This is a genomic window from Acidobacteriota bacterium (assembly GCA_016703965.1).
In the GTDB taxonomy this organism is placed as follows: domain Bacteria; phylum Acidobacteriota; class Blastocatellia; order Pyrinomonadales; family Pyrinomonadaceae; genus OLB17.
In genome coordinates this window covers 66,476-92,314 of the sequence record JADJBB010000002.1, presented here as the reverse complement: position 1 = coordinate 92,314, position 25,839 = coordinate 66,476, and the positions used below count along the sequence as shown (strand labels likewise).

Genomic DNA, 25,839 nt, shown 5'->3' with positions numbered 1-25,839 from the left:
CGTCCAAGTTACAAATACTAGGCCTTCGCGATCGCCTTAACTGCCGCCGCTCCCAGCCGGTCTTTCAGCTGTTGTAAGTAGAGGCTTGCGGGTTCTACATGTCGGCCCAGAGACTCCCAATACCCATCCTGACGCGGCGCAAACGCCCCTGGCTGTTTTTCGCCTACGTGCCCGATCGCCCAATTCTGAGCCGTCGGCGGTTTTTGACAAACTAGCGGACCTTCACAATTCCAAGCGACATAATTTGCACCGGCCCATCCATGTCCCGTTCCCATCCACTGGCGATCCTGTATCGCCATCGGGGCCGAGACATTATCATAAAGTCCGCCGACCGACCATCTGTGGTGAGGTTCGCTCGTATTGTACGAATTTGTCGCCTTGCAGGAAAGGAACACATTAGGGCCGCAAACTCTGGATCCGACAACAAAGGCATGCCGCCCAGTGTCCGCAAAGCATCGCTGCACAAGGCTCAACTGCCCCTCAAGGTGAAAGCAATAACGGCGGCTGCCGGTGATCTCGGAGATCATGTCGAGGCATTTGCTGTCCTGCACCGTTACCCACCTGGCATCCTGACTGACATGAACACCGGTGTAGCCGAAGTGGATCGCTGTCACGTCGCGGACCCAAACATTCTCGGCAAAGTTTATGGTTATAAATTCCCATGAATGCTGTTCATCAGAGAAATATTTGCCTTTGCCGCCCTCAAGGTCGGCCTTGATCTTTGGATCGAACTCAGAGTCGCCACGCAGATCTTCGATACCGACCTGGCTGATACGGCCGCTGTTGTCAACGCTCCGGACCTCGCCGCCGCCCCAACGACCGTCGATCGCACAGGCAATAGGAGCATCGATCGTTATCGTGTCGCCCTTGATCGCTTTGATCACCCGTTCAAAATCTAGATCGAATGGCTCCCACTGAACCGTTCCCCCCGTGGACCTTGGCGTTATCCGGTCCATCCCGATCTCGCGGATCCACTCTTTGTTGCCAATACGCCTAACAATGATCTCATCACCGACGGAAAATCCCGCCGCAGACTCGATCTTGAAGGACCGTGAACCGACAGGCACGTAAGCATCTTTTATCAGAGTCCTCCTACCTGTCGCTTTCCCGGAACCTTTGCCCTTGATCTCGATAAGCGTGTGTTGCTTTCGCTGCGTAGCGACCAGAACTGTACCTTTTTCACTATCGCCCTCGCCCCGCAGTACAACTCCACTCGTTCGGATCATAAGCGTTCGGTCGACCTTGTAAGTGCCTCTCCGAATTAGAACGGCGCCGCGAAATCCATCTTTACCCAACGCCAACGCCGAGACCTTATCGATCGCATCCTGGATCGCTTTGCCTGCATTTTCCGAGGTAGGTTCTACCGTTGCCCGGATCGGCACGGTGGGGAGCTTTACGCCTCCGCCCATATAGCCGCAATTAGAGAAATCCGGGATCGTGTTCCCCTCGCCGTCCGGAACATAGACGAGCCGACCGTCCTTACCCGGATAAACTACTTTGCTGAAGTTCGCGGGAGAAAAAGCACGCGCCGCTCCAAGCAATGGCAAAGCTCCAAGAATGCCGACGAATTCTCTTCGGTCCATATTTTTTTGTGCAAACTGAGCTATTTCTTGACGTTATTCTTATAGATCGTTCCGCCCTTCATCACGAAACTCACATTTTCTAGTATCCCGATGTTTTGTATCGGATCTCCGCTGACGGCGATGATATCTGCATATTTGCCGGCGGTGATCGAACCGATCTTATCGGTCCAGCCGAAAAGGTCAGCGTTACCTACGGTTGACGCCTGAATTGCGGCCATCGGCGTCATTCCCCACTCGACCATCTTCGCAAACTGCTTTGCATTCCAGCCGTGCGGATAAACGCCCGCGTCGGTCCCAAACGCTATCTTCACACCGGCTTGAACCGCCTTCTTAAAATTCTCGCGCTGAAGCCTGCCGACAAGCTTTTCTTTATCGATGATCTTCTGCGGCGTCCCAAACTTCGCAAACTCAGCCAAAATAAAATCGTCGTTGTAGATATCTGCCGACAGATAAGTTCCCTTTTCCTTCATCATCCTGATGCCATCGTCATCGATCAAACTTCCATGTTCGATCGAATCGACTCCGGCCCGGATCGCCATTTTGATCCCCTCGGTCCCGTGAGCGTGGGCAGTGACCTTTATCCCGTGCAGTTTTGCTTCGGCGACTATTGCATTCATTTCTTCCTGAGAGTACTGCGGAGCACCCACGCTAACCTCTTCTGAAAGCACACCTGCGGTCGCTCCGAACTTGATCACCTCAGCACCGTTTTTGATCAGGTACCTTACTTTTTTTCGCACCTCGTCAACACCGTCGGCAATACCCGACATTTCGGGCGGCGTACGATCGGCGAGCCAGGCCGAAAACCCGTTCAGATCGCCATGACTGCCGGTGGAACCGATGTAATACGTCGCCGGAATGATCCGCGGCCCTTCGATCTCGCCGCGATTGATCGCATTCTTAAGTGAAACGGCGAGAAATGCGGTAGACCCGAGATCGCGGACGGTCGTGAAACCGGCGTCCAGCGTTCGCTTCGTGTAAATGTGAGCCGTTACCGCTGTATCGATATAGGTCCGCCGAAACAAGACATCGTAATAGTTCGCGGTTCCCGCCTGTCCCGAGATGTGAACGTGAGAATCCGTCAATCCCGGCAGCACGGTCGATGTCGAAAGATCGATGACCTCAGCTCCAGCGGGAATGGCCACATTTGAACCGACCGCTTTGATCAGGTCGCCTTCGATAAGGATCGTTTGATTCTCGAGAACGCGGCCGTTTACGGTATCGATCAGCCGGCCGGCTTTGATAGCAGTAATTTTCGGAGACTGTGCAATTAACGTTGTCGAAAGCAGGAATAGCGACAGGAATGCGAAAAGGCGTGATGGTTTTGTCATTTTAATATTCTAAGCGAGTTTTTTGTGCATGCAGACGCTGTTTTCGACGCCGACGTATTGTCCGTAATTTGGTATCACGTCGTAGCCGGAACGTTCGTAAAGAGCGATCGCCTCGGGCTGTTTGAATCCGGTCTCCAGCACGTATTCCGAGAATCCAACCTCATTCGCCCACTTTTCCAGTTCCGCCAGTACCTCGGCAGCGATCCGAAGCCCGCGGCGATCGGGCCGGACGTACATTCGTTTGATCTCAACCGAATTTGCGTCGTATTTCTTAAATGCTCCGCAGCCGACTTCCTCTCCTTCGCGATATGCGACCACAACGCCGGTGAGTCCAACCGGTTTATTGAACTGTGCGTAAAACGAATGCTCCTCGCCATCCCGGTCAGCCAATTCGACATCGAGCAGCTTAACGAGCGAAAGAAAATCAGCATCTTCTTCGTTCGTGCGTTTGATAACGTTGGTCATACCTACAATGTCTTCGGGATCTGCAGATCGGTGCCGAGCTTTTTGTTGAGTTTCTCGATGAAATAGGCCGAGAGCAGCGGCGATTCTTTTTCGATGTTCTGATGGACGAAGAAATTAAGCTGCTGCAGACCCTGAGCTTTCCAATCCGCGATTCGCTCGACCCATTCGTCGAGGCGGGCACGATCCGATTCCGGATGATTTGCGCCGACCCAGCGAATGAAAGCGTTCGGCGTCGTCAGCCGCATGTGCATCAGGTCGCGGCGTCCGGCGGTATCGACGAGGACGTTGGTCATCTTGTTTTTCTCGAGCAGTTCATAAAGCCGCGGAGCGACCTCGGGGTCGTTGTACCATTCCGTCTTGCGAAACTCCATCGCCAACGGAACATCGTACTGCCAAAGCTCAACAAACGCCTCGACCCGCTCAAAATCCTTCGGCCCGAAATTGTTATGCATCTGCAGGAACGGCATTCCGAGCTTTTCCTTAAGATGCGACATGTTGGTCACCGAAATATCAACCAGTTCGTCTATATCCTTCAGCCGCCGAAAATGCGAGATGGACTGCGTCAGCTTCGGGAAGAATTTAAAGCCCTCCGGCACGGCATCGTACCAATTCACATAAACGTCAGACTTAAATAGCCGGTAGAACGTCGCGTTCAGCTCGATACAGTTGAACTGCGTCGAATAATAAGCCAACTCGTCCTTCACACCCTTCGGATAAAACCCTTTCAGATCGGTCTTATTCCACTTCGCACAGCCAACATGGATCTCCAGCGAATCCGCCGCCTTCCCGCCCAAAACCGCTGCCGTATCCGCATGATCCGGCGGAATCGTAAAATCGATCTCTTCCGGGTTTTCGACCTGTCCGAACTTCATAATTAAGTGTGTTACCTACCGCTTTTTGTTAGAATCATAGCATACACATATGTTGTTTTCATTTGATCAAAACTTAAGAGACATCGCGGAAAAGGTCGAGGATGGCGAGCGGTTGACGTTCGAAGACGGACTATCGCTGTTTGCGACGGACGACCTCAATGCATTGGGCAAACTGGCCGATCACGTTCGCCGCAAGAAACATGGCAAGACGACGTATTACAACGTCAATCGCCACTTTAACCACACCAATATCTGCGTCGCGGACTGCAAATTCTGCGGCTTTTATCGCCGGGCGAGGCAGGATGATGCCTACACTTATTCCGTCCAGGAAGGCCTCGATATCGCTCGCCGGGCTGTCGAGGAAGGTGCGACCGAGCTGCATATTGTCGGAGGGCTGAACAGCAAACTTCCGTTCGAGTACTACACCAACCTTTTCTCGTCGCTCAAACGCGAATTCCCCAAACTCCATCTCAAAGCCTTGACCATGGTCGAGCTTGATTTCTTTGCCCGCTTTTACAAAATGTCGGACGAGGATGTGATCGAAAAGCTTAAGGCAGCCGGCATGGATTCGTGTCCGGGCGGCGGTGCTGAGATCTTTGCCGAACCGACGCGAAGCAGGATCTGCGACCACAAATGCGACGGTGACCGCTGGCTCGAACTCGCCGGCAAGGTCCACAAAGCCGGGCTCAAAACCAACGCCACGATGCTCTACGGCCATATCGAAACGATGGAAGACCGCGTAGATCATTTCGTACGCCTCCGCGAACAGCAGGACAAGACCGGCGGCTTCCAGTGCTTCATCCCCCTCGCGTTCTATCCCAGCGGCACCGCGCTTGACAGCTTGCCCGGCCCCGACGCGATCGACAATCTCAAGACCATCGCCGTTTCACGCCTGATGCTCGACAACTTCGACCACATCAAGGCCTACTGGGTCATGCTCGGCAAAGCCACCGCCCAGACCGCCCTCCACTTCGGCGCCAACGACCTCGACGGCACCATCACCGACGGCGGCGAACTAACCCACGCCTACGCCGCCGAAGGCGAAGTAAAAATGACCAAACAAGAGATCATCGAAATGATCGAGCGTGCCGGTTTTGAAGCTGTCGAGCGAGATACCGTCTACAACCGCGTGGATAAGGTTGCCGCTTAGGTGAAAATTGCGAGGAATTTTCGGCTATGCATGCAGAAGACAATATCGACTTCGAAGCTTTTCTGCAAGAGTTGCAGACGGAGTCAGACCGCGGACTTGCCCTAATCTCAGCGGCCCTAATTGACGAAAAACTTCTCGAAACACTTTTGTCCTTCACTTGCGAGGACGAGGTGAAAGAACGTTTATTAAAGAGTCCTAACGCCCCTCTTGGAACTTTCTCAGCAAGATCTGATGCCTGTTTTGCATTAGGCTTGATTGACGAGTTTGAATTTCGTGAAATTTCCCTATTGCGAAAGGTTCGAAACGAATTCGCTCATGCGAAGCATGGTATGAGTTTTCAAAACGATCGCGTGAAAGGGCTGTGCTCAGCATTTAAGTCAGGCCTTCCACCGGGGGCTGAACCTGATTTCGCTGACGCGCGAGCCAGATTCATTAACGCAACTATCACGCTCGTTACGAGACTTTACTATCGAGCGGATTGGGTATCTCCAGAACGTCGTCAAACAAAATCTTGGGTTCCAGAAGGAACTTCGCAATGGCGGTCAGTTAATGATGAATTACCTCCCGAGGGCGTACCCGTTCTCGGATTCGTAAAGAAGAAGACTGTGGCTGACAAGCGCTAACTCTGTTTATGAACTGGTCTGATTATCAGAAAAAGGCGGCGGAATTTTTCTCCTCCCTAGGATTAAAAACTGAAATCGAACGAAAACTGGAAGGTGTACGAACTGTCCATGCCGTCGATGTTTATGTGTCCGGAAACTTTAGCGGTGTTGAATTTATCTGGATAGTTGAATGTAAGGCATGGAAGAATAATATTCCGAAGGAGAAGGTAATGGCCCTAACGTCTATCGTTCAAGATATAGGTGCTGACCGTGGGTTCCTGCTTTCGGAGGTGGGCTTTCAGTCGGGAGCTATTCTCGCAGCTCGTAGTTCTAATATTACTTTGACAAGTCTCGAAGACTTATCTGCTTCTGCCGAGAAATTCTCGATCGATACTCTTATTGGACGAAAAGTATGGGAAGTCCAAAAAGCGAAATCTAGATTGCTCGAACTGCGCAGAAAATCTGACGCTTACAAATACAATCCGTTCAGAGTCGGACTTTTTGGAGAACTATCAGTTTTTGAGCTTTTGCTGGACGATGCCTTGCAAGGAAAGTATCCTGTCGTTTATCCAACGAAGGGCCATTCTTTCACTACTTTGGAAGAGTTGTTCGCGTACGGAGACCAAATAATTGAACAAGCCAACGTATGGGACCTTTAATGCAATGTCCTGCGTTGTGTGGTTAATCAATCGTAGGCCTGAAAGTGCCTCACGAAGCGGTGCAAATGGCTTACAAAGCGATTAAAGTCGCTCATTATTCGATAAACAAATGGCAGACTATTTGCCGAAAACACGACCCCAGCACGCGGAATCGAAAAGTTCATGGAAAACCTAATAGCTATTTGTATTCTCTTTGTCATATTGCTTTTATTATTCCACTCTTTTCTTCTATCGGTATCGATAAGAAAGAGTGGCGTCTTCTGGCATTTCGTTGACTATGTATGGTTATCAACGGCTACAGTTGGACTTATGTTTGCAATTATGGATGTGCAAAGGCTTAAAACTCACGATGTATTAGAACAGCGGCATTCTCACGCCAAAGGTGAACTTAACACTGTCAGAATGCATGCGGGACATATTTGGCAATTTCTTCAAGGTGATCTGGATAAGGATGGCGGACATACATGTATCGAGTGGTTCAATAAGGTCGCCGACGAATTGGAGTACGGTTTAGATAGTCCAAAATGGGAATCATTCGCTTCACAGAACCACAATGAACTGATTAGCAACAGAGAATACCCTGGTGAAGGTTCACGTTATGTTGATAATGCTCGATGGAAAGAATACAAATTTGATCTCAGTCAAGCAAATCCAAGGCTAGATAAAGAGGCAACCGAGATCGTGCGGAAATTGGAAGAGTTGAAAAACGAGAAGGAAGAAATTTCTAAGTTAGAAAGTGAGGCAAATTCATCCGAATCCGAAAAATCTTTTCGCTGGACTTGGCCTTGGATCTTTTGCTTTGCTCTAGCGTTGAGAATTACTAAGGTCACGGCCGACCTATGCAAATACAAGGAATCGGACAAAGGCAAAGAGAAGGATATTATTCCTGAAGCGCCAGTGGAAAGTGATGCCCCATAATTATTTATGCTATCAGCGAAATCAACCAAAGAGGCCTTCCGATTTGTCGCTTATCTTGATCTTCTGGGAATGAGTGCCCTAAGTTTGAAAGACCCCGAATGTGCGATAGGAGTTTTGGTCGCTTTCGACGAAATTGTATCTCAAACGAGTAAAATGGCTGTTGTCAAAGTAAAACACAAGAAACCCCTTTCGCATCCTATAACTTGGACTTTTTCTGACAGTGTTGTCATCGTGACTCAAGGAGACAGCGACGCCGACTGGTGGGCAATAGTATCCGTTACAACCACTCTATTTCTCATGGCATTGTCAAGAGTAATTCCATTGCGGGGAGCAATAGCCCACGGCAAATTTCTAATTACTGGCCAGGAGGGGAATATCTTTGGGGGACCGGCTTTGGTTCGCGCACATGACCTTGGCGAAGATACCGGATGGCTTGGAGTCGTAGTTGATGATGAAGTTGGATCTCGATATTTTGATCCGGAATACAAAGGAATAAAGGAAATTAGCGGCAATAATTCCGTTCTTGTGAAATGGCCGGTGCATACTAAGTCTCGTGGAAAACAAACTCTAACTTGTTTGAATTGGCCGGTGTTTATTGAAAATTTAGAGAGCAAAAGAACAGTAAGAGCAGAAGACGTATATGGCAACTTCAGTGTCCTATTTGGAGATTACGACAAACTATCAGCGAGAGCAAAAAGTTTCTACCAAGCAACAGCGGATTTCATGAATCAAAAGTCCTTTGAATTGGCTCCTGCATCACCTTCCAACTCTAAAACTTAATCAGAAGCGCCCGAAAAAGTGACATTATGACACAAGCAAAAAATACAATTTGTCTTTGGTACGATAAGGACGCTGAAGAGGCGGCGAATTTCTATGCGGCGACGTTTCCGGATTCGAGCGTGACGGCAGTGCATAAGGCTCCGAGCGATTTTCCGGGCGGGAAGGAAGGGCAGGTTTTGACGGTGGAATTCACGGTGTTCGGCATTCCCTGCCTGGGGTTGAACGGCGGTTCGTATTTCAAACAGACGGAGGCGTTCTCGTTCCAGATCGCGACCGAGGACCAGGAAGAGACCGACCGCTACTGGAACGCCATCGTCGGCAACGGCGGCCAGGAAAGCGAGTGCGGCTGGTGCAAAGACAAATGGGGCCTCTCCTGGCAAATAACCCCCATCGCCCTAACCAAAGGCACCACCGACCCCGATCCAGCCGTAGCCAAACGCGTCTTCGAAGCAATGATGAAGATGAAAAAGATCGATGTTGCGGTGATCGAAGCCGCTAGGCGGGGTTAGAAGTGAGACGCTCGTGTTAGTTGCTGAAAGAATGAATTGGGGCGAAACTCAGTACATAGACCGAATTGAAATGCTGGATACCGGTGAGCTTTTCCTTGGAATTGCAAACAAGGGTGATGCAGACTACCAGTATGTCTACCGCGAAGCAGCCGGTGTTTACTGGGATCCGTCATTGAATGGTTTCAAGTCAACGCAGTTGAAAGAATGGACATCTTTGCAGTGGTTTCTTCATATGGTCGAGATAATTCGTCAAGGCGTAGGAGTTAGACTTTTACTCCTTGATACCGTCCAATGGCGAGGCATCTCTGATCTCGAGAAAGCAGCCATCGAAGGTGCACGACAGTGTTGACTATTGGGTTATAATCACCGTATGAATACAGCGATCGAAACGAGTGTAATTTCGCAGTCACCTGATGTGATGAGCGGTGCGGCTGTTTTCGCGGGAACCCGCGTAACTGTTCAAAGTTTGCTTGACTACTTGGCTGGCGGGCATTCGCTCGACGAGTTTCTCGACGATTTTCCAACCGTGAAACGTGAACAAGCGGTCGAGCTGCTCCACGAACTCAGTCATTCTTTTGAGGTGATCGGTTAATGAGGGTCCTGCTCGACGAGTGTTTGCCAAAGAAGCTAAAAGCTCACATCGTCGCGGATCTTGTTCAGACCGTCCCTGAAGCGGGCTGGGCCGGAACGCAAAACGGTGAGCTATTGCGGCTTGCGGAGCAGGAATTTGATGTCCTCATCACAAACGACCAAAACATCGAGCATCAACAAGTCATCAGCCGCTTTGGTATCGCTTTCGTGGTCTTAATAGCCCCCACAAACGACATTGTCGACCTCCTGCCGTTGGTGTCCGACCTCAATCGAGTACTACCCTTGGTTAAGGCCGGAACGATCGAATATGTTAGATAAAGTCATGAGCGATTCGTCCTCATTGATCTCCGCTCTCGCCACCGCTCCCGGCGTGATCATCCCAATGATCCGCGAAGTTCCGCCGCAGATACTGAAGCGTCGTCCCGCCCCGGCGAAATGGTCGGCGTATGAGCATGCGATCCATCTGTCGCAGTCGGACGTTGCGTTTCGGGCACGGCTCGATCTGATCTTGTCGACGCCGGAGCCTGTCATTAAGACGATCGAAAATTCTGCCGAGGACGAAGCTGGGGCGATGCTGGAGGTCGATCTGGACGAAAGCCTCGACCGCTACGTTCGTGAACGTGCGTCACTCGTGGAAAGGCTCAAGAAACTATCTCCGGAAGAGTGGCACAAAACCGCCATCCACGAGGCGTTCGATCACTATTCGGTGTTCATTATGTTCCGGCATCTGTTCAATCACGAGATGCTCCACTCCTACCGGATCGAAGAACTGCTGCTCAAGGATGATTGGGATTGATACGTCGTTCACAGTAACCTCTCAACCGATATATCAAAACCACCAACACCGGAGGAAACAAAATCCTTGACTTCTATGCATTTTTGTGTCACCCTTGCAACGTTTTTGGATCTTTGACATTACAGAGGTAGCGATCAGATCATACGAGATAAACTTTTTTGTAAAAATCGTCGAAATTGCCGAGAAACTTGCGGTAAGTAGCTTTTTATCAGTGGTTTAGCTGTCCACGACAACCCGCGGACAAGCCGCGGACAAGCTGCGGACAGCCGGTGGACATCGAGTGGACAAAATAGTCTAATATCGAGAGCAAAAAGGAGGATCTTATGAGTAGCGAACTATTACCCGCGGACCTCGAAGAACTGCTCGAGGAACTAAGAAAACGCTTCGAAAAAAACATGAAACGCCACGAGGGCGTTGAATGGGCCAAAGTTCGTGCAAAACTCGAAGCTAACCCGGCGAAACTCTGGTCACTCAGCGAAATGGAACGAACCGGCGGTGAACCAGACGTTGTCGGATTTGACAAGACGACCGGCGAGTATTTTTTTTATGACTGTTCGCCCGAAAGCCCTAAAGGGCGTCGGAGCCTGTGTTACGATCGTGCGGCTTGGGAATCGCGAAAGGAGCATAAACCCGCGAGCAGTGCTTTGGAGATGGCGGCCGCAATGGGAATCAAGATATTGACGGAAGACGAATTTCAGGAGTTGCAAAAGCTCGGAGGTTTCGACCTGAAAACATCAAGCTGGCTTGAAACTCCTGCCGAAGTGCGGAATCTGGGCGGAGCGATCTTCGGCGATTGCCGCTTTGGTCGCGTCTTTATTTATCACAACGGAGCTGAGTCTTATTACGCAGCCCGCGGTTTCCGTGGTTCGTTACGGGTGTAAATTATGAGCCGAATCTTCCCTTTACCCGGCGCCGTAAAACGAGATCCTGCCGTCGCGAAATGGTTTGACGATCGTGGCGAACTGGGAGCGATCGCCCTACGCTGGTTTGATGTGATGCGTGCGTGCGGCGATGACGTTCGCGAACTGCTCCACGACGGCCATCCAACAGCTTGCATCGGCGACATCGCGTTTTGCTACGTCAACGCATTCACCTCGCATATTAATGTCGGATTTTTCCTCGGTGCCGAGCTCGACGATCCCACCGGCTTACTGATCGGAACCGGAAAATTCATGCGTCACGCGAAAATTGAGCCGGACGCTGAGATCGATACTGCCGCTTTGACCGATCTCATTGCTGCTGCGTACCACGACATGAAAAGTCGGATCAGATAACTCTTTCCTCGTCTTGTTCGGTGTTACTCCGTGCGTTCCGTGGTTAATTTCTTAGATAACTAACCACTGAACACACGGAGCGACACGGAAAGAATACGTCACGCCATATCAAAACGGTCGAGGTTCATCACTTTATTCCACGCTGAAACAAAGTCTTTCACAAATTTCTCCTGCGAATCCGAACACGCATAGACCTCAGCCAGTGCCCGCAGTTCGGAGTTCGAACCGAAGACGAGATCTACGCGCGTGCCCGTGTACTTGAGTTCGCCGGTCTTGCGGTCCACACCACTGAAGACCTGTCCGTCGCCGTTCGCGGGTTCCCATTTTGTGCTCATGTCGAGCAGGTTGACGAAGAAATCGTTCGTCAACTGGCCCGGACGCGAGGTGAAAATGCCGTACCTCGAGCCGTCGTAGTTTGTGCCCAGCACACGCATGCCGCCAATGAGAACGGTCATTTCCGGCGCGGTGAGCGTTAGGAGCTGGGCTTTGTCGATCAGCATTTCTTCGGCCGGTGTTTTGTGATGGCCCTTCTTGTAATTGCGGAATCCGTCAGCCTGCGGTTCGAGATGCTTGAACGAATCAACGTCAGTTTGCTCCTGCGAAGCGTCGCCGCGTCCTGATGTGAATGGCACCGAAATATCGTGGCCCGCGTCCTTCGCCGCTTTCTCGATCGCAGCACATCCGCCGAGAACGATCAGATCCGCCATCGAAACGGATCTGCCGCCCGCGTTGAATTCGCTCTGAATTCCGCCAAGCACGCCGAGCACCTTATCGAGTTCTACAGGGTTATTCACTTCCCAAAACTTCTGCGGCGACAAACGAATGCGGGCTCCGTTAGCACCGCCTCGATTGTCCGAACCCCGAAACGTCGAAGCCGATGCCCAAGCGGTCGAAACAAGCTGCGAGACTGTGAGTCCTGAGCCAATTATCTTCGCTTTTAGAGCAGCTTCGTCACCGGCGTCGATCCGCGTTCCGGCGGGAACTGGATCTTGCCAGATCAGATCTTCCTGTGGAACCAGCGGCCCGAGATAACGGGCTTTCGGGCCCATATCGCGGTGCGTAAGTTTGAACCAAGCGCGAGCGAATGCGTCGGCAAACTCCGCCGGGTTTTCCATAAACCGCCGCGAGATAGCCTCGTACGCCGGGTCCATACGCATCGCCATATCGGCGGTCGTCATCATCGGCAGGTGCTTTTTGTTCGGGTCGGCGGCGTCGGGAACATTCGGCTCGACGCCGACCGGACGCCATTGATGTGCACCAGACGGGCTCTTGGTCAGTTCCCATTCGTTGCCGAAAAGAGTTTCAAAATAGCTGTTGTCCCACGTGATCGGCGTCGCCGTCCACGCACCTTCAATACCGCTCGTGATCGTGTCCGCACCTTTTCCAGATGCATAACTGCTCAGCCAGCCAAAGCCCTGAGCCTCGATCGCTCCGCCTTCCGGCTCGACGCCGACATGAGCCGCGTCGCCTGCACCGTGGGCCTTTCCAAACGTGTGTCCGCCCGCGGTCAGAGCTACTGTCTCTTCGTCATTCATCGCCATTCGGGCAAACGTCTCGCGAATATCGCGTGCCGAGAGCAGCGGGTCAGGATTGCCGTCCGGACCTTCGGGATTTACGTAGATCAGGCCCATCTGTACAGCAGCAAGTGGATTTTCGAGTTCGCGTTCGCCGCTGTAGCGGCTATTCGGTTTGTCGCTGGTCGCGAGCCATTCGCCCTCGCCGCCCCAATAAACATCTTCCTGCGGCTGCCATACGTCGGCACGTCCACCACCGAAACCGAATGTCTTGAATCCCATCGATTCGAGTGCGACATTTCCGGTTAGCACAAAAAGGTCGGCCCACGAAAGCTTGCGGCCGTACTTCTGCTTGATCGGCCAGAGCAGGCGACGGGCTTTATCAAGGTTGCCGTTGTCGGGCCAGCTATTGGTCGGGGCGAAACGCTGTTCACCGCTTCCAGCTCCGCCGCGTCCATCACCGATTCGATAGGTTCCTGCAGCATGCCATGCCATGCGAATAAAGAACGGCCCGTAATGCCCATAATCCGCCGGCCACCATTCCTGTGAATCCGTCATCAAGGCGTGAAGGTCAGCGATCACCGCATTTAGGTCGAGCGACTTAAATTCCTCGGCGTAATTAAAATCCTCGCCCATCGGATCAGCCAGCGACGAGTTTTGCCGCAGGATCTTGAGATCCAAAGCATTCGGCCACCAATCGCGGTTTGAACGCTTGGTACTAGTCGTAAAATTGATCGCTCCTCCCGTAAATGGGCATCGGCTCGAATCGTTTATCTCCAGTGCCTCGCCACTATTCTGAACTTCGGTGTGTTCTGTATTTCCCATTTTTCTTAGCTCCTTTTTTAGATGTTCTAGGTCGTAAAAAGCTGACTGCGTTAATCAATTGGAACGATTATTAGATTTAGAATAATTCTAATCCTTGATGCTGTCAAAGCTCTAGTGGCTTTCTTTCTTCAAAATGCACGGCAGAATGGGGGCGGAACGGTAACTCCCTTCCCAACAAACGAACCAACCTCCTTCAGACCTCTTAACAAAAAAGAAGCAACTATCGTGCCCCCTCTAAAGGCGGAACACTCCTGTTTTTTCTATGGTATCTGCGATCAAACCTTTGAACGCGTGAAGTTTCTCGCGCGCGACAGCGAGTATTTCCGGTCAAGAAATGAATCAAAAATACGTCAGATCGTAAGATCTAGATTATGAGAGAATTGGTTTAGAATCTAACGGCTATTTAGGAACCATTCTACGAACTTCGGAATACCATCCTGGATCTTTGTTTTCGGGTTGTAATCGAGTAACTGTCGGGATTTCGTTATATCTGCATAGGTTGCCGGAACATCGCCCGGCTGCCAGGGTTGGCGGTCGATGATGGCGTGCAAGTCGAGACTCTGTTCGATAAGCTCGATAAGTTCTGAGAGCGTTACGGTTTGCGATTCGCCGAGGTTGAAGACCTCGTGGATCGACTTATCGTAATCGATCGCGGCACGGACGCCCTCGATAATGTCGTCGATATAGGTGTAATCACGCCGTGACGAGCCGTCGCCGAATACCTGTATCGTCTTACCTTCCGAGATCAGTTTCGAGAATTTGTGTATCGCGAGATCCGGCCTTTGACGTGCTCCGTACACGGTGAAAAACCGAAGGCAGACCGTGCGGATGTCGTAGAGATGCGAGTAGGTGTGGCAGATAAGTTCTCCCGCTGCTTTGGTGGCTGCGTAGGGCGAGATCGGTTGGAATATGCGATCATCTTCGGCGAACGGGACTTTTTCGTTAATTCCGTAAACGCTCGACGACGAACCGAAAACGAACTGCTTGATGCCGTGTTCGCGGGCGAGTTCGAGCAGGTTTACCGTCCCGTTGATGTTCGTTTCCATGTACAGTTTTGGCTCGGAAAGCGAGGGCCTTACGCCAGCACGAGCCGCTAAATGGGCGATAACGTCGAATTTCGTCTCACCGAAGATCTCCGCCAGCTTTTCGTCATCGCGAATATCTGCTTCGATCAGCCGGTAATTCTCACTTTTGAGATGATCTGCAATGTTCGCCCGCTTAATTGCCGGTGGGTAAAAATCATTGAAATCATCGACCACCGTCACGTGCCAGGAGCCTTCGCTCAAAAGGCGATCGACCAAATGTGAACCGATGAATCCCGCTCCGCCTGTTACAAGAATATTTTTCTGTGTCATCTAAGTTACTTACTCCACCAACAGCATAAGTTAAAATTATATCGAACTGCCCTTGCCTTATCAGCATCGCAGAAGTTTATTTTAGGAGAATTTGATGTTTAAGCTTTCTGTAACCCACAAAATAATTGTTTCGCTCTTGTTTCTTCTCTCGATCCCGCTCGGCATTACCGCCCAGAGTTACGATCGCATTGAGCGGAGTCGTATGAGTGCGATCCTGGATGTAGTAAAGGACACCGTTAAAAAGAACTACTACGATGAGACATTCCGCGGGATCGATCTGGACGCACGCTTCAAAAAAGCTGAAGAAAGACTTGGGCAGGTCAATTCGACGCCGGCGGCCCTTGCCGTTATTGCTCAGGTTTTGGTGGATTTTAACGATTCGCACCTGTTTTTTATTCCGCCATCGACCGATCTTGCCGTCGAGTATGGCTGGAGGATGAAGGCGATCGGCAATGATGTGTTCATAACCGCCGTCAAACCCGGCAGCGATGCTGAAAAAAAGGGCGTAAAGGTCGGCGATCAGATCCTGAGCGTCGGCGGTTTTCGGCCGACGAAAAGCGAATTATGGAAGGTCCAGTATTTCTACAATGGCATCAGCAAACGTGATCACCTCGTCCTTAAACTCCTGAGCCCCGGAGTCGAGGCTCCGCGCGATGTAGATGTAATGTCCGAAATGAAGCGAACCCCGCGTAACATTACCGCACAGAGCTTTTTCAGATTATTTGATGATTTTTACGAGCCGGAAAATAACAAACATCGCTTTTATACCTTTGACGGGGTTGCACTCTGGAAAATGCCTGGCTTTGACTTTGAGGAAGGACAGGTCGATCAATTGATGGATCGCGTCAAGAACAGCCGTTCTCTGATAATTGACATGCGCGGAAACGGCGGCGGATATATAAAAACCCTCGAACGCCTGACCGGCTTTTTTCTGGACAAGGACGTCAAGATCGCTGATCTAAAAGGCAGAAAGTCGATGGATCCGATATTTGCAAAAACCCGCGGCAAGGATGTTTACAACGGCCGTCTCGTTGTACTCGTCGACAGTGCATCGGGCTCGGCTGCCGAGATGTTTGCAAGATTGATACAGCTTGAAAAACGCGGAAAGGTCGTCGGTGACGTTTCAGCGGGAGCCGTAATGCAGTCGCGTTCCTTTGACCAACAAGTAGGCGTCAGCGGCATTGTGTTGTTTGGCGTAAGCGTGACAAATGCGGACGTTTTCATGTCGGACGGTAAGAGCCTGGAACATATCGGTGTACAGCCGGATGAGGTCATCAGGCCTACCGGTGAAGACCTAGCGAAACAAAGAGATCCCGCACTTGCGAAGGCGGTCGAATTGCTCGGCGGCAACTTATCGGCCGAAACAGCCGGTAAGCTCAATGTTTACTATTGGAAAAAGAACTAGGGTTAGTTCAAAAACCGCTGCTTAGCGTGAAAGCTATGAAGGATCTCCTCGAGAAATCCTTCATAGCTAAAATCTTCCTCGTTGTAGCCGGGCTTGAGTTTGTACATGATCGGCAGAGCGATGCGCCACGCCATCCATAGTCGCTGTCGCTCGGTCAGGTCCCATCGCCGACGTAAAAAACTCTCGACAACTTCGACTTCCCGCTCAGTTAGCAGGCTGACGTTCGCCTTTACGCCGCTGCTCTTATGAACCCGCGTGAAAGCGATGTCCGTCACGCGATTTGAAAAGGTCTCGGCAAACGTCGGAGCCTCATCTGTTCGCTCGCGGACAACGACCGTTCCCGCAAAAATATCTCCAAGGCGCTGATCGCGGCCGCTCAGAAATATCACGATCAACCCGACCGAGTAGACCGGAAGGACAAATCCGGGAACCGCATCGCCGATCCGAAGCAGATTGCGAGCGATCGCTTCCCACAGCGTCAAAGGGCGGCCGTCGTCGCGAATGACCCTGAGTTTCATCAGCCGTTTGCCGGGCGTTTGACCGTTCCAGAGCCATTCAAACGCGATAAAATACCCGGCGAAGATCAAAAAGAGAGTGATGATCAATATGGCGATGGTCCACTTCGGCATCTCGCTCACCAAACGATCTGGAGCATCAACAATGTCGGAGGAGCTAAACCCCGCCAAACTGAGTGCGAACCATGCAACCAGAATGATAGTGAAGTACTGAATAAAATGATCGATCGCCACGGCCAAAAACCGATTCCCTATCGAAGCAAGAGCAAATTCCAACTGCACGCGTTCCGGCGTTTCTATAATCAGAGTTTCTTCGGTTTCTATGATGTGCTTCGGCATCGCCCCTATTATCGCGGACTTCGCCGATGCATTGCAAAAATGAGCGGTTGCTTGTAAATGCTAGGCGGATGTCACTATACTTGGAGTAGATGAGTGATGCCGATGGCAGGTGGTGAGAATTGAAAACTGAACTCAAACGCAGCGACATTTCGGCCGCCGGACGTAGCTTTGCTATTGTTGTGGCCCGCTGGAACGACGAATTCACGTCGAAACTTGCCGAAGGAGCGATGAAGGCATTGCTCGGAGCGGGAGTCAAACGCGAAGACATCGATATTTTTCACGTTCCCGGAGCGTTCGAATTGCCGACCGCATCGCTAAAAGCTGCTGATAGCTGCGAATATAACGCAGTGATCGCTCTCGGCGTCGTAATCCGCGGTGATACACCTCATTTTGATTACGTCGCGGGCCAGGCAGCAGCGGGATTGATGCAGGCATCTATGCAGACAGGCGTCGCGATTATGTTCGGCGTGATCACTGCGGACAACGTCGAGCAGGTTATCGAGCGAACCGGCGAGGGCTCCGATAATAAAGGTTTTGAAGCAGCTATTTCGGCGATTGAAACAGCCAGCACACTTAGCGAGATAACCCGGAAAGCGGAGGCTCGTTTTGAAGCTAGAAAAGAGAGTTATTTGAATGTCGCTTGATAAAGCAGAGAAGAGCTCGGGCACACGTCACAAGGCACGCGAATGTGCTTTGCAGATGCTTTTTGCATCGGATCTCGTCGATCGAGATTGCCCGAGTTTGACAAGAAATTACTGGAACGAACTTGGCGATAACGCCATCGACGATAAGACCCGCGAGTTCGCCAACGGCCTCGTTTGCGGCACGCTGGAAAACCTCGAGGCGATCGACAACGTTATAAAAACACGTGCCGAACACTGGCGTATCGAGCGAATGGCGATCGTTGATCGTAATGTTTTGCGGCTCGCCGTCTATGAGTTCATTTACCAGGATACGCCAAATGCAGTCGCGATAAATGAAGCCCTGGAGATAGCCCGCCGATTCTCTTCATACGAAGCGACCCAATTTATCAATGGTGTTCTGGATGCGATCAAGCAGGACCGTCAGGCTGACCCGCCGTCCGATGCAAAAGCAAAAAAGTCTCAGGCATCATCGAACTAGTGCCGCACTAACAGCTCTTTTTTCATGTTCGTCGTTTGCACGTCGGGTTCAATCGCGCAGGAATGGCCGGGCAAGATCCTTGGTTACAAGACCTACGACGCTAAAATATCGATCTCAAATTCCGACATTCTCCAAACAAACAATTCCGACGCTTTTGTACGGCTCACCGATCCGACGCTCGCTGACATCGGATTTTCGGGAGCTACGATCGAGATCGGCGCCTCCGTTACCTCAACTAAAGAAAGCGGCAGCATTGATTTTGTTACCTTCCGGGACGTATTTGTCAACGGTTTAAAGGTTGATGTCGATGATTACAAACACGCCTTCTCGTTCAAAAATGGCGAAACGGCGATTCTGCCAAGACCCGCCCGCATCACGCTAAAAGCTTCCAGCCTGCCACGTGCCGCCTACAATGAACTCGTAAACAGCAAAAGCAAACTCTCAGTCACCGGAACTGCTTTCGTTTTCGGAAAATTCAAGAAAATGGGATTCAGCTTTAGGCGTGTAGTGCCGGTCAGGATCGATCTGAAGCTAAAGAATCCGCTTCGGTAACACTTCCTTCTCCGCCAAACACTACGTTTTTTCGCTTGACTGCGTTAAAATATGAAGTTTAGTCGAGGTTAATTGAAACAAAGTGAGCGAAAAACAAACTAATTTGTCCGAATTTATAAGTGAAGCATTCGGTTCGAATGCTACCTACGTCGAAGGTTTGCTCGAACGATATAAGACCGACCCGAAACTCGTTGACGAATCATGGCAAACCTACTTCAGCGAGCTGCTCGCTGGTGGAACACCGTCAACCAACGGGCATTCTGCGGCCCCTGCTCAGCAGTCGGCTGCTGCCGTAACGCCTGAAAAACAAACAGCACCCGTTCAGTTAACCGCTGATACTGAGACGAAAGCGATAACTGGCCCGAGCAAAAAGATCGTTGAGAACATGGAGCAGAGCCTAACCGTTCCGACAGCAACAAGCTTTCGGAACATTCCGGTCAAGGTTCTCGAGGAAAATCGACGCATAATCAACGAACACCTCGCCGCCTCGGGCCGCGGTAAGGTTTCGTTCACACACATCATTGCCTGGGCGATCGTTCAGGCCGTTAAGGCTTATCCGCACCTGAATCACGGCTACGGAGTAGCGAATGGGGTTCCGTCGCGGCTCGAACACGAGGACGTCAATCTCGGCATTGCGATCGATATAGAGAAAAAGGACGGCTCGCGGAGTTTGCTCGTTCCCAACATCAAGGGAGCGAACCAGATGGATTTTGCCCAGTTCTTCGCTGCTTATAACCAACAGGTCAAGAAAGCGAGAGAGGGTAAGCTTGAGATCTCTGATTTTCAGGGAACTACCTTATCGCTGACGAATCCGGGAACGATTGGAACCGCCGCATCGAATCCCCGTTTAATGGCCGGCCAAAGCGCGATAATTGCGACCGGTGCGATCGAATATCCGGCCGAGTATCAGGCAATGACCAACGCTGCTCTTTCGCAGATCGGCATCAGCCGTATCGTGACGATCACGAGTACATATGATCACCGCGTGATCCAGGGAGCCGAAAGCGGAATGTTCCTTGCGAAGATCCACGAATTCCTGAAAGGAAGTCACAATTTTTACGACGCGATCTTTGCCGATTTCGAGATCAACTTTCCGCCCCTGCGGTGGGCTGAGGATTATAACCCGAACCTTTTTGGCGCCGATCGAGAACAGGTTGAGAAACAGGCAAATGTTCTGCAGATGATCAACGCGTATCGTTCCCTCGGGCACCTGCTTGCAGATATTGATCCGCTCAAAATGACGCTGCAGCACGCCTCGGAACTCGACCTCGAGAACTTTGGCCTTACGATCTGGGACCTCGACCGCGAATTCATCACCGGCGGCCTGCATGGAGAGAAAACTGCGACGCTCAGACGGATCATCGAGATATTGCGCAAAGCTTACTGCGGAAAAGTCGGTATCGAATACCGTCACATTCAGAGCAACGAGCAGAAAAACTGGATGCGGCAGAAGGTTCGCGAACAATTCGTCGACACCCAACCGCTGCCGGTGGAGACTAAGAAGGAACTGCTTCAGAAACTCATCGAGGCAGAGCAATTTGAACAGTTTCTTCACAAAAAATATCTTGGGCAAAAACGATTCTCGCTCGAAGGCTGTGAAACCGTCATCCCGATGCTCGACCAGCTTGTTGAGGGAGCTTCCGCTCGCGGTGTGGACGAGATCTACATGGGAATGGCCCATCGCGGGCGTCTGAACGTGCTATCCAACATAATTGGCGACCCGGAAACCGGTGAAATGGCCGAACGCATCTTCACAGTTTTTGAGGGAACATCGCACCCCAACTTCCCCGCCGATGAAGGCGATGTGAAATATCACCAGGGCGCAATCGGCAAGAAAGTGACGAAGGCCGGCCGCGAGTTAATTATCCAGCTTTCATGCAATCCGAGCCATCTGGAAACCGTAAATCCCGTCGTCGAAGGTATGGTTCGTGCACGTCAGGATTACCTCCGCGACGGTGAAGGCATGGAGCGTCAAGAAACCTACAAACACATTCTGCCGCTGCTTCTGCATGGTGATGCCGCGTTTGCCGGACAAGGGGTTGTGATGGAAACCCTTCAGCTCGCCGGGCTTCCAGGCTACCGCACGGGCGGTACGATCCACATGGTGATCAACAACCAGATCGGATTTACAACCTCGCCGGGCCTCAGCCGTAGTTCGATATACTCGACCGACGCGGCTCATACTACGCAGTCGCCAGTTTTTCATATAAATGGCGACGACCCGGAAGCCGCATACCGCGTGGTACAGATCGTCCTTGATTACCGCCGCGAGTTCGATAAAGACGTGGTGCTCGACCTGGTCGGTTTCCGCCGCCTCGGCCATAACGAGGGCGACGAACCGAGCTATACGCAGCCTGTTATGTACGCCCGCGTCAAAGCCCATCCCGGAACGCGTCACCTTTACGCTCAGCAATTGATCCGCGAAGGCGTGATCACCGAGAGCGACTTGACCGCGATGACCGACAGGGTAGTAGAAAAGTACGAAGGTATTCTCGCGAGAGCGAAAGAGATCGCGGCAAAGAAACCTGCGAGAGCTGTTCTTGCGGCTCATCCGGTTGATGAAGACGGTTCTGGCGTACTTGAGACCGGCGTTCCGGCAGAGACACTTAAACGCGTTTCTGACAAGATCTCGCTTGTGCCGGAGGATTTCAACATCAATCCGAAAATGGTCGGCCAGTTGGCAAAGCGTGCAAAGATGGGAGCCGGCGAAGTTCCGATGGATTGGGGCTTTGGCGAAGCAATGGCGATCGGATCCCTGGTTCTGGAAGGTATCCCGGTGCGTTTCAGCGGACAGGATTCCGGTCGCGGAACTTTCTCTCAGCGCCATGCCTCGATGTACGACACGATGACCGGCGATCGCTGGGCTCCGCTCAACGAACTAAGGAATGAATCTAATCCGTTTGCCCGGGCATACATTTTCGACAGTTCACTGTCGGAATACGGTGTGCTTGGTTTTGAGTACGGCTATTCGGTAATTTCGCAGGATCACCTGGTAGCGTGGGAAGCTCAGTTCGGCGATTTCTCAAACGGCTCACAGATCATGATCGACCAGTACATTTCAGCGGCTGAGGATAAATGGCAGCAGAAATGCCGTCTCGTTATGCTGCTGCCGCACGGTTACGAAGGCCAGGGACCTGAGCATTCGTCGGCACGTCTTGAGCGATATCTACAGCTTTGCGCCGAGAACAATTTGCAGGTTTGCTATCCGACGACGCCGGCTCAGTATTTCCATCTGCTTCGCCGTCAGGTCAAGCAGGATATCGTTCGCCCGCTGATCGTGATGACACCGAAGAGCCTTTTGCGTCTTCCGGCCGCAAGCTCAACGATGGCGGAACTAGAGCATGGCGGCTTCCAGCCCGTGATAGACGACGCTCGCATCACGGACAGGTCAAATGTAAAGCGTATTGTCCTGTGCAGCGGAAAGGTATTTTATGATCTCGAGGCTGCTCGTGAGGCAAGTGACAGCACTGATGTAGCAGTAGTTCGGTTGGAACAGTTCTACCCCTTCCCTACTTCCAAGCTAACTGAGGTTCTCGCATCGTATCCAAATGCGACTGAGGTAGTTTGGACCCAGGAAGAACCGCAAAATATGGGCGGCTGGACGTTCGTTGAACCGCGTCTGCGAAATATCTTGCCAGCCGGCAAAACGATCGCTTACATCGGCCGGGCTGCCTCGGCATCGCCGGCGACAGGTTCGTATGCTATTCACAACCTGGAGCAGGCTCAACTGGTCAACGGATCGCTATCGATCGGTACGAACAGTACGTTCGCGGCAACCGAATAGGGAACCCCGAAATAACACTAAAAGGCCACGAAACGGAGAGAGTGTTGCTCCCACGTTTCGTGGCCTTTTATTGGTTTTTCGGGCTAGGATTTTTTCTCACCGAAGTTTGCATTAAAGCGATTTAGTGCGAAAATCTCCGTATGAAACACCTCCGGTCCACATCGATCACGATCATTGCTCTCGTTTTTTCTACCTTGGCGGTTATGGCATGCCAGCCAAAGATAGTGGGAAGCGAAGTACCGGTGAACGGAGAAAAACCGAAGGCCGAGGCTACTCCAAAGAACACCGAACCGATCACCGTTGCCGCCGTAGGTGACATTATGCTCGGTTCCCCCTTTCCTAACGACAGCCGAATGCCGCCGAATGACGGCGTCGATATGCTTAAGGACGTCACACCGATCCTTTCAGCAGCGGATATCGCATTTGGTAATCTTGAAGGCCCGATCACTGACACCGGCGTATCTGCAAAATGTAGACCCGGTTCAACGAAGTGTTTCGCGTTCCGCGTCCCGACGCGTTATGGGAAATATCTTAAAGCCGCAGGCTTTGATGTAATGAGCGTTGCCAATAACCATGCCGGTGATTTTGGCGAAGTTGGGCGTATCAGTACCCAAAAAGTTCTCGATGAACAGGGCATAAAGTACGCGGGCAGTCTGCAGCCGCCAGCGACTATCGCCTATCTTGATGTTAAAGGAAAGCGTGTAGGCTTCGTTGCTTTCGGCCATAACAACGGCATGCCCAGCATTAACGATCTCGCGGGAGCCCGATCTCTTGTTGTCGAGGCAAGCAAGAATGCGGATATGGTCATTGTCTCTTTTCACGGTGGAGCCGAGGGTACGGATAAGCAGCACGTACCAAACAGCAGCGAGATCTTTCTTGGCGAGAACCGTGGCAATCTACCCGCATTCACCCACACAGTAATAGACGCCGGAGCCGATCTGGTTCTCGGCCACGGCCCGCACGTCATGCGAGGTCTAGAGATCTACAAAGATCGCCTGATAGCATATTCGCTCGGTAATTTCGCGACCTATGGATGGTTCCAACTCGCTGGCGAAACCGCGATGAGCATGATCCTCGAAACAACCCTCGACGCCGAAGGAAGGTTCATAAGCGGCAAGATCAACAGCGTCAAGCTCGAAGGCCGCGGCATTCCAGCTCTCGAACCAACCGGTGCGTCGACGCGTCTGGTTCGAAGCCTCTCGACCGCCGATTTCGGCCAGAACGCTCCAAAGATAGCAGATGACGGCACGATAACGAGGTAACTTAAACACCTTAAATTCTTCCCAAATGAATACTAGCGATGGCAAGAATATCCCGTGCAATGTCACTATTTTGTAACATTTTTTGTCATTTTACCTAACTCCCCGGATTCTTTCCTTCCGTAAGTTGTTGATTTTATTCGTATATCAACTGGCATAAAAATTGAACTTCCACGTCGGCGGGGGTTCCTCATTCTCTGAGGAAAATTTTTATGCGTAAACACACTGGATCCTTCGATCAAGGATTCTCACTGATCGAACTATTGATCGTTGTGGTGATCATTGGTATCATTGCGGCGATCGCTATTCCAAATCTTATGGCGTCACGGCGGTCAGCCAACGAGGCCAGCGCCGTAAGCTCAGTACGGGTAATTTTTGGTGCTCAGGCGACTTACCGTGCGACCGAGGGTAATGGCTTCTATGCCGACAATCTGGCACAGCTCAGCAGCAGCGGTATCGTTGACAGATCTCTTGGCTGCGCGGCTGATCCGTGCGTTAAGTCGGGATACAGTTTCTCGATCGATCAGGACCCAGGTTCATTAGGCGGAACTCTGCCGAATTGGAACGTCATGGCGGCTCCAATCGTAGCGTCCGGGGCGACACAAACAGGATCACTTTCCTTTTATTGCAACGAAATGGGTGCGATCTATTATAAACTAGGCGGCAGTCCGCCGGTCGCTGGCTTAGGTCCTGGTGTTCGAGTACCGACCGACGGATCTCCTTTGTCGAACTAGCAACGCGCGCGAACAAAATAAGCTGCGACGCGGAAGAACATTTCCGCGGAGCAACTCATTTCTTTTCTCAGCCGTCACGGCTTCTTGCTCTTTTCGATCTCTTTTATAAGCTTGGTCCCGCGGTTGCGAGCCATTAGAGGGAGCCGTTCATCATTCGAAAGTTCCGTTAAGAACGGCACAAGGTGAACCGGATCTGAGATCTCGCCGCGGCGATAATAGGAATCAATGGCATCCATCAAGCTGGGTGTCTGAAGCGGCATGTTCTGCCGCGCGAGCAGGATCTCAAAACGCCACGTGTATTCATTAGAGATCCGCCGATATTCGTCCATCAGGGCTTTCGCTCCTTTATTCTCGGTCCAGTTATATTTGACGGTTCGCGCACGTCCACCCTGCTTCAACGTAAATGTAAGGTTGCCAAGATGCGAATAGTCACGCATGTACTGATAATCCTCGGTCGAATCGAGATAATTAAGCTCGGAAAGAACTTCGGTTATCTTTTTGAGGGTGACAGCCGAGAGTTGGATCGGGTCCGTGAGCATCTCATCGTATCCGTCCTTTAGAAAGGAGATCTTTCCTTTCCCGACATCATCGTGCTCAATTACGATCTCTCCGTAGGAAAAGCCTGGGCGTGTGAATTCGTAGAAGTGTGTCGCTGGAGAGGAAGTTTCGCTCTCTTTGGAGGACTTCGAAGGAGCAGTATCGGGTCGTTCATTACGCTTGCCAGCCGCAGGAACGGTCGGTTCCTGAGTAGGCTGGGGCGTTGGAACAGCCCTTGCGTTGGCTTTCTTTTGTGCCGCTCCCGTTATAGCTAAGAGCCCTATAAACAGCAGGCAAAGGGATAGTTTTGTGGGTATTTTCATTCCTGACAATCCTACCGAAGTCTTGAAAAATAGCTAGTTTTACTCGTA

At 51.4% G+C, this 25,839-nt stretch carries 27 protein-coding genes; 19 read left to right on the top strand and 8 right to left on the bottom strand.

Going from position 1 to position 25,839, the window contains the following annotated elements; translation table 11 throughout:
• Nucleotides 1-17: 17 nt before the first annotated feature.
• From IPG22_00540 to IPG22_00525, 4 genes are read right to left on the bottom strand one after another with little or no spacing between them, the layout of a single operon-like run.
• On the bottom strand, nucleotides 18-1,583 hold the full coding sequence (locus tag IPG22_00540; GenBank protein MBK6586797.1) for a hypothetical protein: 1,566 nt from the start codon (nucleotides 1,581-1,583) through the stop codon (nucleotides 18-20).
• 20 nt (nucleotides 1,584-1,603) lie between these two features.
• On the bottom strand, nucleotides 1,604-2,911 hold the full coding sequence (locus IPG22_00535; GenBank protein ID MBK6586796.1) for an amidohydrolase family protein: 1,308 nt from the start codon (nucleotides 2,909-2,911) through the stop codon (nucleotides 1,604-1,606).
• A gap of 9 nt (nucleotides 2,912-2,920) precedes the next feature.
• Entirely contained in the window at nucleotides 2,921-3,376 is a 456-nt protein-coding gene (locus tag IPG22_00530) for a GNAT family N-acetyltransferase (GenBank protein MBK6586795.1), read from the bottom strand.
• 2 nt (nucleotides 3,377-3,378) lie between these two features.
• Complete coding sequence (locus IPG22_00525) at nucleotides 3,379-4,248, bottom strand: DUF72 domain-containing protein (protein ID MBK6586794.1); 870 nt, start codon at nucleotides 4,246-4,248, stop codon at nucleotides 3,379-3,381.
• A 49-nt stretch (nucleotides 4,249-4,297) separates the two neighbouring features.
• On the opposite strand from IPG22_00525, the gene mqnE reads away from it, so the two are divergent.
• From mqnE to IPG22_00465, 12 genes are all read left to right on the top strand, one after another.
• A complete protein-coding gene (mqnE, locus tag IPG22_00520) occupies nucleotides 4,298-5,398 on the top strand; it encodes an aminofutalosine synthase MqnE (protein ID MBK6586793.1) in 1,101 nt (366 codons plus the stop codon).
• Between the two features lie 26 nt (nucleotides 5,399-5,424).
• Nucleotides 5,425-6,021, top strand: coding sequence for a transcriptional regulator (locus IPG22_00515; GenBank protein ID MBK6586792.1), 597 nt, complete (start codon nucleotides 5,425-5,427; stop codon nucleotides 6,019-6,021).
• Nucleotides 6,022-6,029: 8 nt separating this feature from the next.
• Complete coding sequence (locus IPG22_00510) at nucleotides 6,030-6,659, top strand: restriction endonuclease (GenBank protein MBK6586791.1); 630 nt, start codon at nucleotides 6,030-6,032, stop codon at nucleotides 6,657-6,659.
• 162 nt (nucleotides 6,660-6,821) lie between these two features.
• Nucleotides 6,822-7,577, top strand: a complete 756-nt coding sequence (locus tag IPG22_00505) for a hypothetical protein (GenBank protein MBK6586790.1) — start codon at nucleotides 6,822-6,824, stop codon at nucleotides 7,575-7,577.
• A gap of 6 nt (nucleotides 7,578-7,583) precedes the next feature.
• The gene (locus tag IPG22_00500) at nucleotides 7,584-8,357 is read left to right on the top strand and encodes a hypothetical protein (protein MBK6586789.1); all 774 of its coding nucleotides are present in this window, start codon (nucleotides 7,584-7,586) and stop codon (nucleotides 8,355-8,357) included.
• Nucleotides 8,358-8,380: 23 nt separating this feature from the next.
• Entirely contained in the window at nucleotides 8,381-8,866 is a 486-nt protein-coding gene (locus tag IPG22_00495; GenBank protein ID MBK6586788.1) for a VOC family protein, read from the top strand.
• Nucleotides 8,867-8,879: 13 nt separating this feature from the next.
• Complete coding sequence (locus IPG22_00490) at nucleotides 8,880-9,215, top strand: hypothetical protein (protein ID MBK6586787.1); 336 nt, start codon at nucleotides 8,880-8,882, stop codon at nucleotides 9,213-9,215.
• Nucleotides 9,216-9,236: 21 nt separating this feature from the next.
• Nucleotides 9,237-9,458, top strand: coding sequence for a DUF433 domain-containing protein (locus tag IPG22_00485; protein MBK6586786.1), 222 nt, complete (start codon nucleotides 9,237-9,239; stop codon nucleotides 9,456-9,458).
• Nucleotides 9,458-9,775, top strand: a complete 318-nt coding sequence (locus IPG22_00480; GenBank protein MBK6586785.1) for a DUF5615 family PIN-like protein — start codon at nucleotides 9,458-9,460, stop codon at nucleotides 9,773-9,775. Before IPG22_00485 ends, IPG22_00480 begins: the two co-directional genes overlap by 1 nt.
• Nucleotides 9,765-10,253, top strand: coding sequence for a DinB family protein (locus IPG22_00475; GenBank protein MBK6586784.1), 489 nt, complete (start codon nucleotides 9,765-9,767; stop codon nucleotides 10,251-10,253). Before IPG22_00480 ends, IPG22_00475 begins: the two co-directional genes overlap by 11 nt.
• Before the next feature lie 323 nt (nucleotides 10,254-10,576).
• Nucleotides 10,577-11,134 (top strand): DUF4256 domain-containing protein, encoded by a 558-nt coding sequence (locus IPG22_00470; GenBank protein ID MBK6586783.1) that lies wholly within the window; start codon nucleotides 10,577-10,579, stop codon nucleotides 11,132-11,134.
• 3 nt (nucleotides 11,135-11,137) lie between these two features.
• Nucleotides 11,138-11,527 (top strand): DUF1801 domain-containing protein, encoded by a 390-nt coding sequence (locus IPG22_00465; GenBank protein MBK6586782.1) that lies wholly within the window; start codon nucleotides 11,138-11,140, stop codon nucleotides 11,525-11,527.
• A 98-nt stretch (nucleotides 11,528-11,625) separates the two neighbouring features.
• Here IPG22_00465 and katG read toward each other — a convergent pair whose 3' ends face one another.
• The gene (katG, locus tag IPG22_00460) at nucleotides 11,626-13,866 is read right to left on the bottom strand and encodes a catalase/peroxidase HPI (protein ID MBK6586781.1); all 2,241 of its coding nucleotides are present in this window, start codon (nucleotides 13,864-13,866) and stop codon (nucleotides 11,626-11,628) included.
• Nucleotides 13,867-14,258: 392 nt separating this feature from the next.
• The gene (locus tag IPG22_00455) at nucleotides 14,259-15,221 is read right to left on the bottom strand and encodes an SDR family NAD(P)-dependent oxidoreductase (GenBank protein ID MBK6586780.1); all 963 of its coding nucleotides are present in this window, start codon (nucleotides 15,219-15,221) and stop codon (nucleotides 14,259-14,261) included.
• A gap of 94 nt (nucleotides 15,222-15,315) precedes the next feature.
• Between IPG22_00455 and IPG22_00450 the strand changes: the two genes are divergently transcribed.
• Nucleotides 15,316-16,626: a PDZ domain-containing protein gene (locus IPG22_00450; GenBank protein ID MBK6586779.1), complete on the top strand. Its 1,311-nt coding sequence runs from the start codon at nucleotides 15,316-15,318 to the stop codon at nucleotides 16,624-16,626.
• Nucleotides 16,627-16,628: 2 nt separating this feature from the next.
• Here IPG22_00450 and IPG22_00445 read toward each other — a convergent pair whose 3' ends face one another.
• On the bottom strand, nucleotides 16,629-17,480 hold the full coding sequence (locus IPG22_00445; protein ID MBK6586778.1) for an RDD family protein: 852 nt from the start codon (nucleotides 17,478-17,480) through the stop codon (nucleotides 16,629-16,631).
• A 146-nt stretch (nucleotides 17,481-17,626) separates the two neighbouring features.
• Here IPG22_00445 and IPG22_00440 point away from each other — a divergent pair, with 146 nt between their 5' ends.
• From IPG22_00440 to IPG22_00415, 6 genes are all read left to right on the top strand, one after another.
• Entirely contained in the window at nucleotides 17,627-18,124 is a 498-nt protein-coding gene (locus IPG22_00440; protein ID MBK6586777.1) for a 6,7-dimethyl-8-ribityllumazine synthase, read from the top strand.
• Entirely contained in the window at nucleotides 18,114-18,602 is a 489-nt protein-coding gene (gene nusB / locus IPG22_00435; GenBank protein MBK6586776.1) for a transcription antitermination factor NusB, read from the top strand. Before IPG22_00440 ends, nusB begins: the two co-directional genes overlap by 11 nt.
• Before the next feature lie 24 nt (nucleotides 18,603-18,626).
• Nucleotides 18,627-19,154 carry a hypothetical protein gene (locus IPG22_00430; protein MBK6586775.1) on the top strand — a complete coding sequence of 176 codons (528 nt, stop codon included), beginning with the start codon at nucleotides 18,627-18,629 and terminating at the stop codon, nucleotides 19,152-19,154.
• Nucleotides 19,155-19,269: 115 nt separating this feature from the next.
• On the top strand, nucleotides 19,270-22,938 hold the full coding sequence (locus IPG22_00425; GenBank protein MBK6586774.1) for a multifunctional oxoglutarate decarboxylase/oxoglutarate dehydrogenase thiamine pyrophosphate-binding subunit/dihydrolipoyllysine-residue succinyltransferase subunit: 3,669 nt from the start codon (nucleotides 19,270-19,272) through the stop codon (nucleotides 22,936-22,938).
• Between the two features lie 140 nt (nucleotides 22,939-23,078).
• A complete protein-coding gene (locus tag IPG22_00420) occupies nucleotides 23,079-24,200 on the top strand; it encodes a CapA family protein (protein MBK6586773.1) in 1,122 nt (373 codons plus the stop codon).
• A 209-nt stretch (nucleotides 24,201-24,409) separates the two neighbouring features.
• On the top strand, nucleotides 24,410-24,931 hold the full coding sequence (locus tag IPG22_00415; GenBank protein ID MBK6586772.1) for a prepilin-type N-terminal cleavage/methylation domain-containing protein: 522 nt from the start codon (nucleotides 24,410-24,412) through the stop codon (nucleotides 24,929-24,931).
• A gap of 74 nt (nucleotides 24,932-25,005) precedes the next feature.
• Here the strand turns inward: IPG22_00415 and IPG22_00410 are convergent, their stop codons facing one another.
• Nucleotides 25,006-25,791: a hypothetical protein gene (locus IPG22_00410; GenBank protein ID MBK6586771.1), complete on the bottom strand. Its 786-nt coding sequence runs from the start codon at nucleotides 25,789-25,791 to the stop codon at nucleotides 25,006-25,008.
• Nucleotides 25,792-25,839: the final 48 nt, after the last annotated feature.

Bases quoted from the DNA above. Each gene is read 5' to 3' on its own strand.
- IPG22_00540 (MBK6586797.1), bottom strand. From the start codon at position 1,583: ATGGACCGAAGAGAATTCGTCGGCATTCTTGGAGCTTTGCCATTGCTT.
- IPG22_00535 (MBK6586796.1), bottom strand. From the start codon at position 2,911: ATGACAAAACCATCACGCCTTTTCGCATTCCTGTCGCTATTCCTGCTT.
- IPG22_00530 (MBK6586795.1), bottom strand. From the start codon at position 3,376: ATGACCAACGTTATCAAACGCACGAACGAAGAAGATGCTGATTTTCTT.
- IPG22_00525 (MBK6586794.1), bottom strand. From the start codon at position 4,248: ATGAAGTTCGGACAGGTCGAAAACCCGGAAGAGATCGATTTTACGATT.
- mqnE (MBK6586793.1), top strand. From the start codon at position 4,298: ATGTTGTTTTCATTTGATCAAAACTTAAGAGACATCGCGGAAAAGGTC.
- IPG22_00515 (MBK6586792.1), top strand. From the start codon at position 5,425: ATGCATGCAGAAGACAATATCGACTTCGAAGCTTTTCTGCAAGAGTTG.
- IPG22_00510 (MBK6586791.1), top strand. From the start codon at position 6,030: ATGAACTGGTCTGATTATCAGAAAAAGGCGGCGGAATTTTTCTCCTCC.
- IPG22_00505 (MBK6586790.1), top strand. From the start codon at position 6,822: ATGGAAAACCTAATAGCTATTTGTATTCTCTTTGTCATATTGCTTTTA.
- IPG22_00500 (MBK6586789.1), top strand. From the start codon at position 7,584: ATGCTATCAGCGAAATCAACCAAAGAGGCCTTCCGATTTGTCGCTTAT.
- IPG22_00485 (MBK6586786.1), top strand. From the start codon at position 9,237: ATGAATACAGCGATCGAAACGAGTGTAATTTCGCAGTCACCTGATGTG.
- IPG22_00480 (MBK6586785.1), top strand. From the start codon at position 9,458: ATGAGGGTCCTGCTCGACGAGTGTTTGCCAAAGAAGCTAAAAGCTCAC.
- IPG22_00475 (MBK6586784.1), top strand. From the start codon at position 9,765: ATGTTAGATAAAGTCATGAGCGATTCGTCCTCATTGATCTCCGCTCTC.
- IPG22_00470 (MBK6586783.1), top strand. From the start codon at position 10,577: ATGAGTAGCGAACTATTACCCGCGGACCTCGAAGAACTGCTCGAGGAA.
- IPG22_00465 (MBK6586782.1), top strand. From the start codon at position 11,138: ATGAGCCGAATCTTCCCTTTACCCGGCGCCGTAAAACGAGATCCTGCC.
- katG (MBK6586781.1), bottom strand. From the start codon at position 13,866: ATGGGAAATACAGAACACACCGAAGTTCAGAATAGTGGCGAGGCACTG.
- IPG22_00455 (MBK6586780.1), bottom strand. From the start codon at position 15,221: ATGACACAGAAAAATATTCTTGTAACAGGCGGAGCGGGATTCATCGGT.
- IPG22_00450 (MBK6586779.1), top strand. From the start codon at position 15,316: ATGTTTAAGCTTTCTGTAACCCACAAAATAATTGTTTCGCTCTTGTTT.
- IPG22_00445 (MBK6586778.1), bottom strand. From the start codon at position 17,480: ATGCCGAAGCACATCATAGAAACCGAAGAAACTCTGATTATAGAAACG.
- nusB (MBK6586776.1), top strand. From the start codon at position 18,114: ATGTCGCTTGATAAAGCAGAGAAGAGCTCGGGCACACGTCACAAGGCA.
- IPG22_00430 (MBK6586775.1), top strand. From the start codon at position 18,627: ATGTTCGTCGTTTGCACGTCGGGTTCAATCGCGCAGGAATGGCCGGGC.
- IPG22_00420 (MBK6586773.1), top strand. From the start codon at position 23,079: ATGAAACACCTCCGGTCCACATCGATCACGATCATTGCTCTCGTTTTT.
- IPG22_00415 (MBK6586772.1), top strand. From the start codon at position 24,410: ATGCGTAAACACACTGGATCCTTCGATCAAGGATTCTCACTGATCGAA.
- IPG22_00410 (MBK6586771.1), bottom strand. From the start codon at position 25,791: ATGAAAATACCCACAAAACTATCCCTTTGCCTGCTGTTTATAGGGCTC.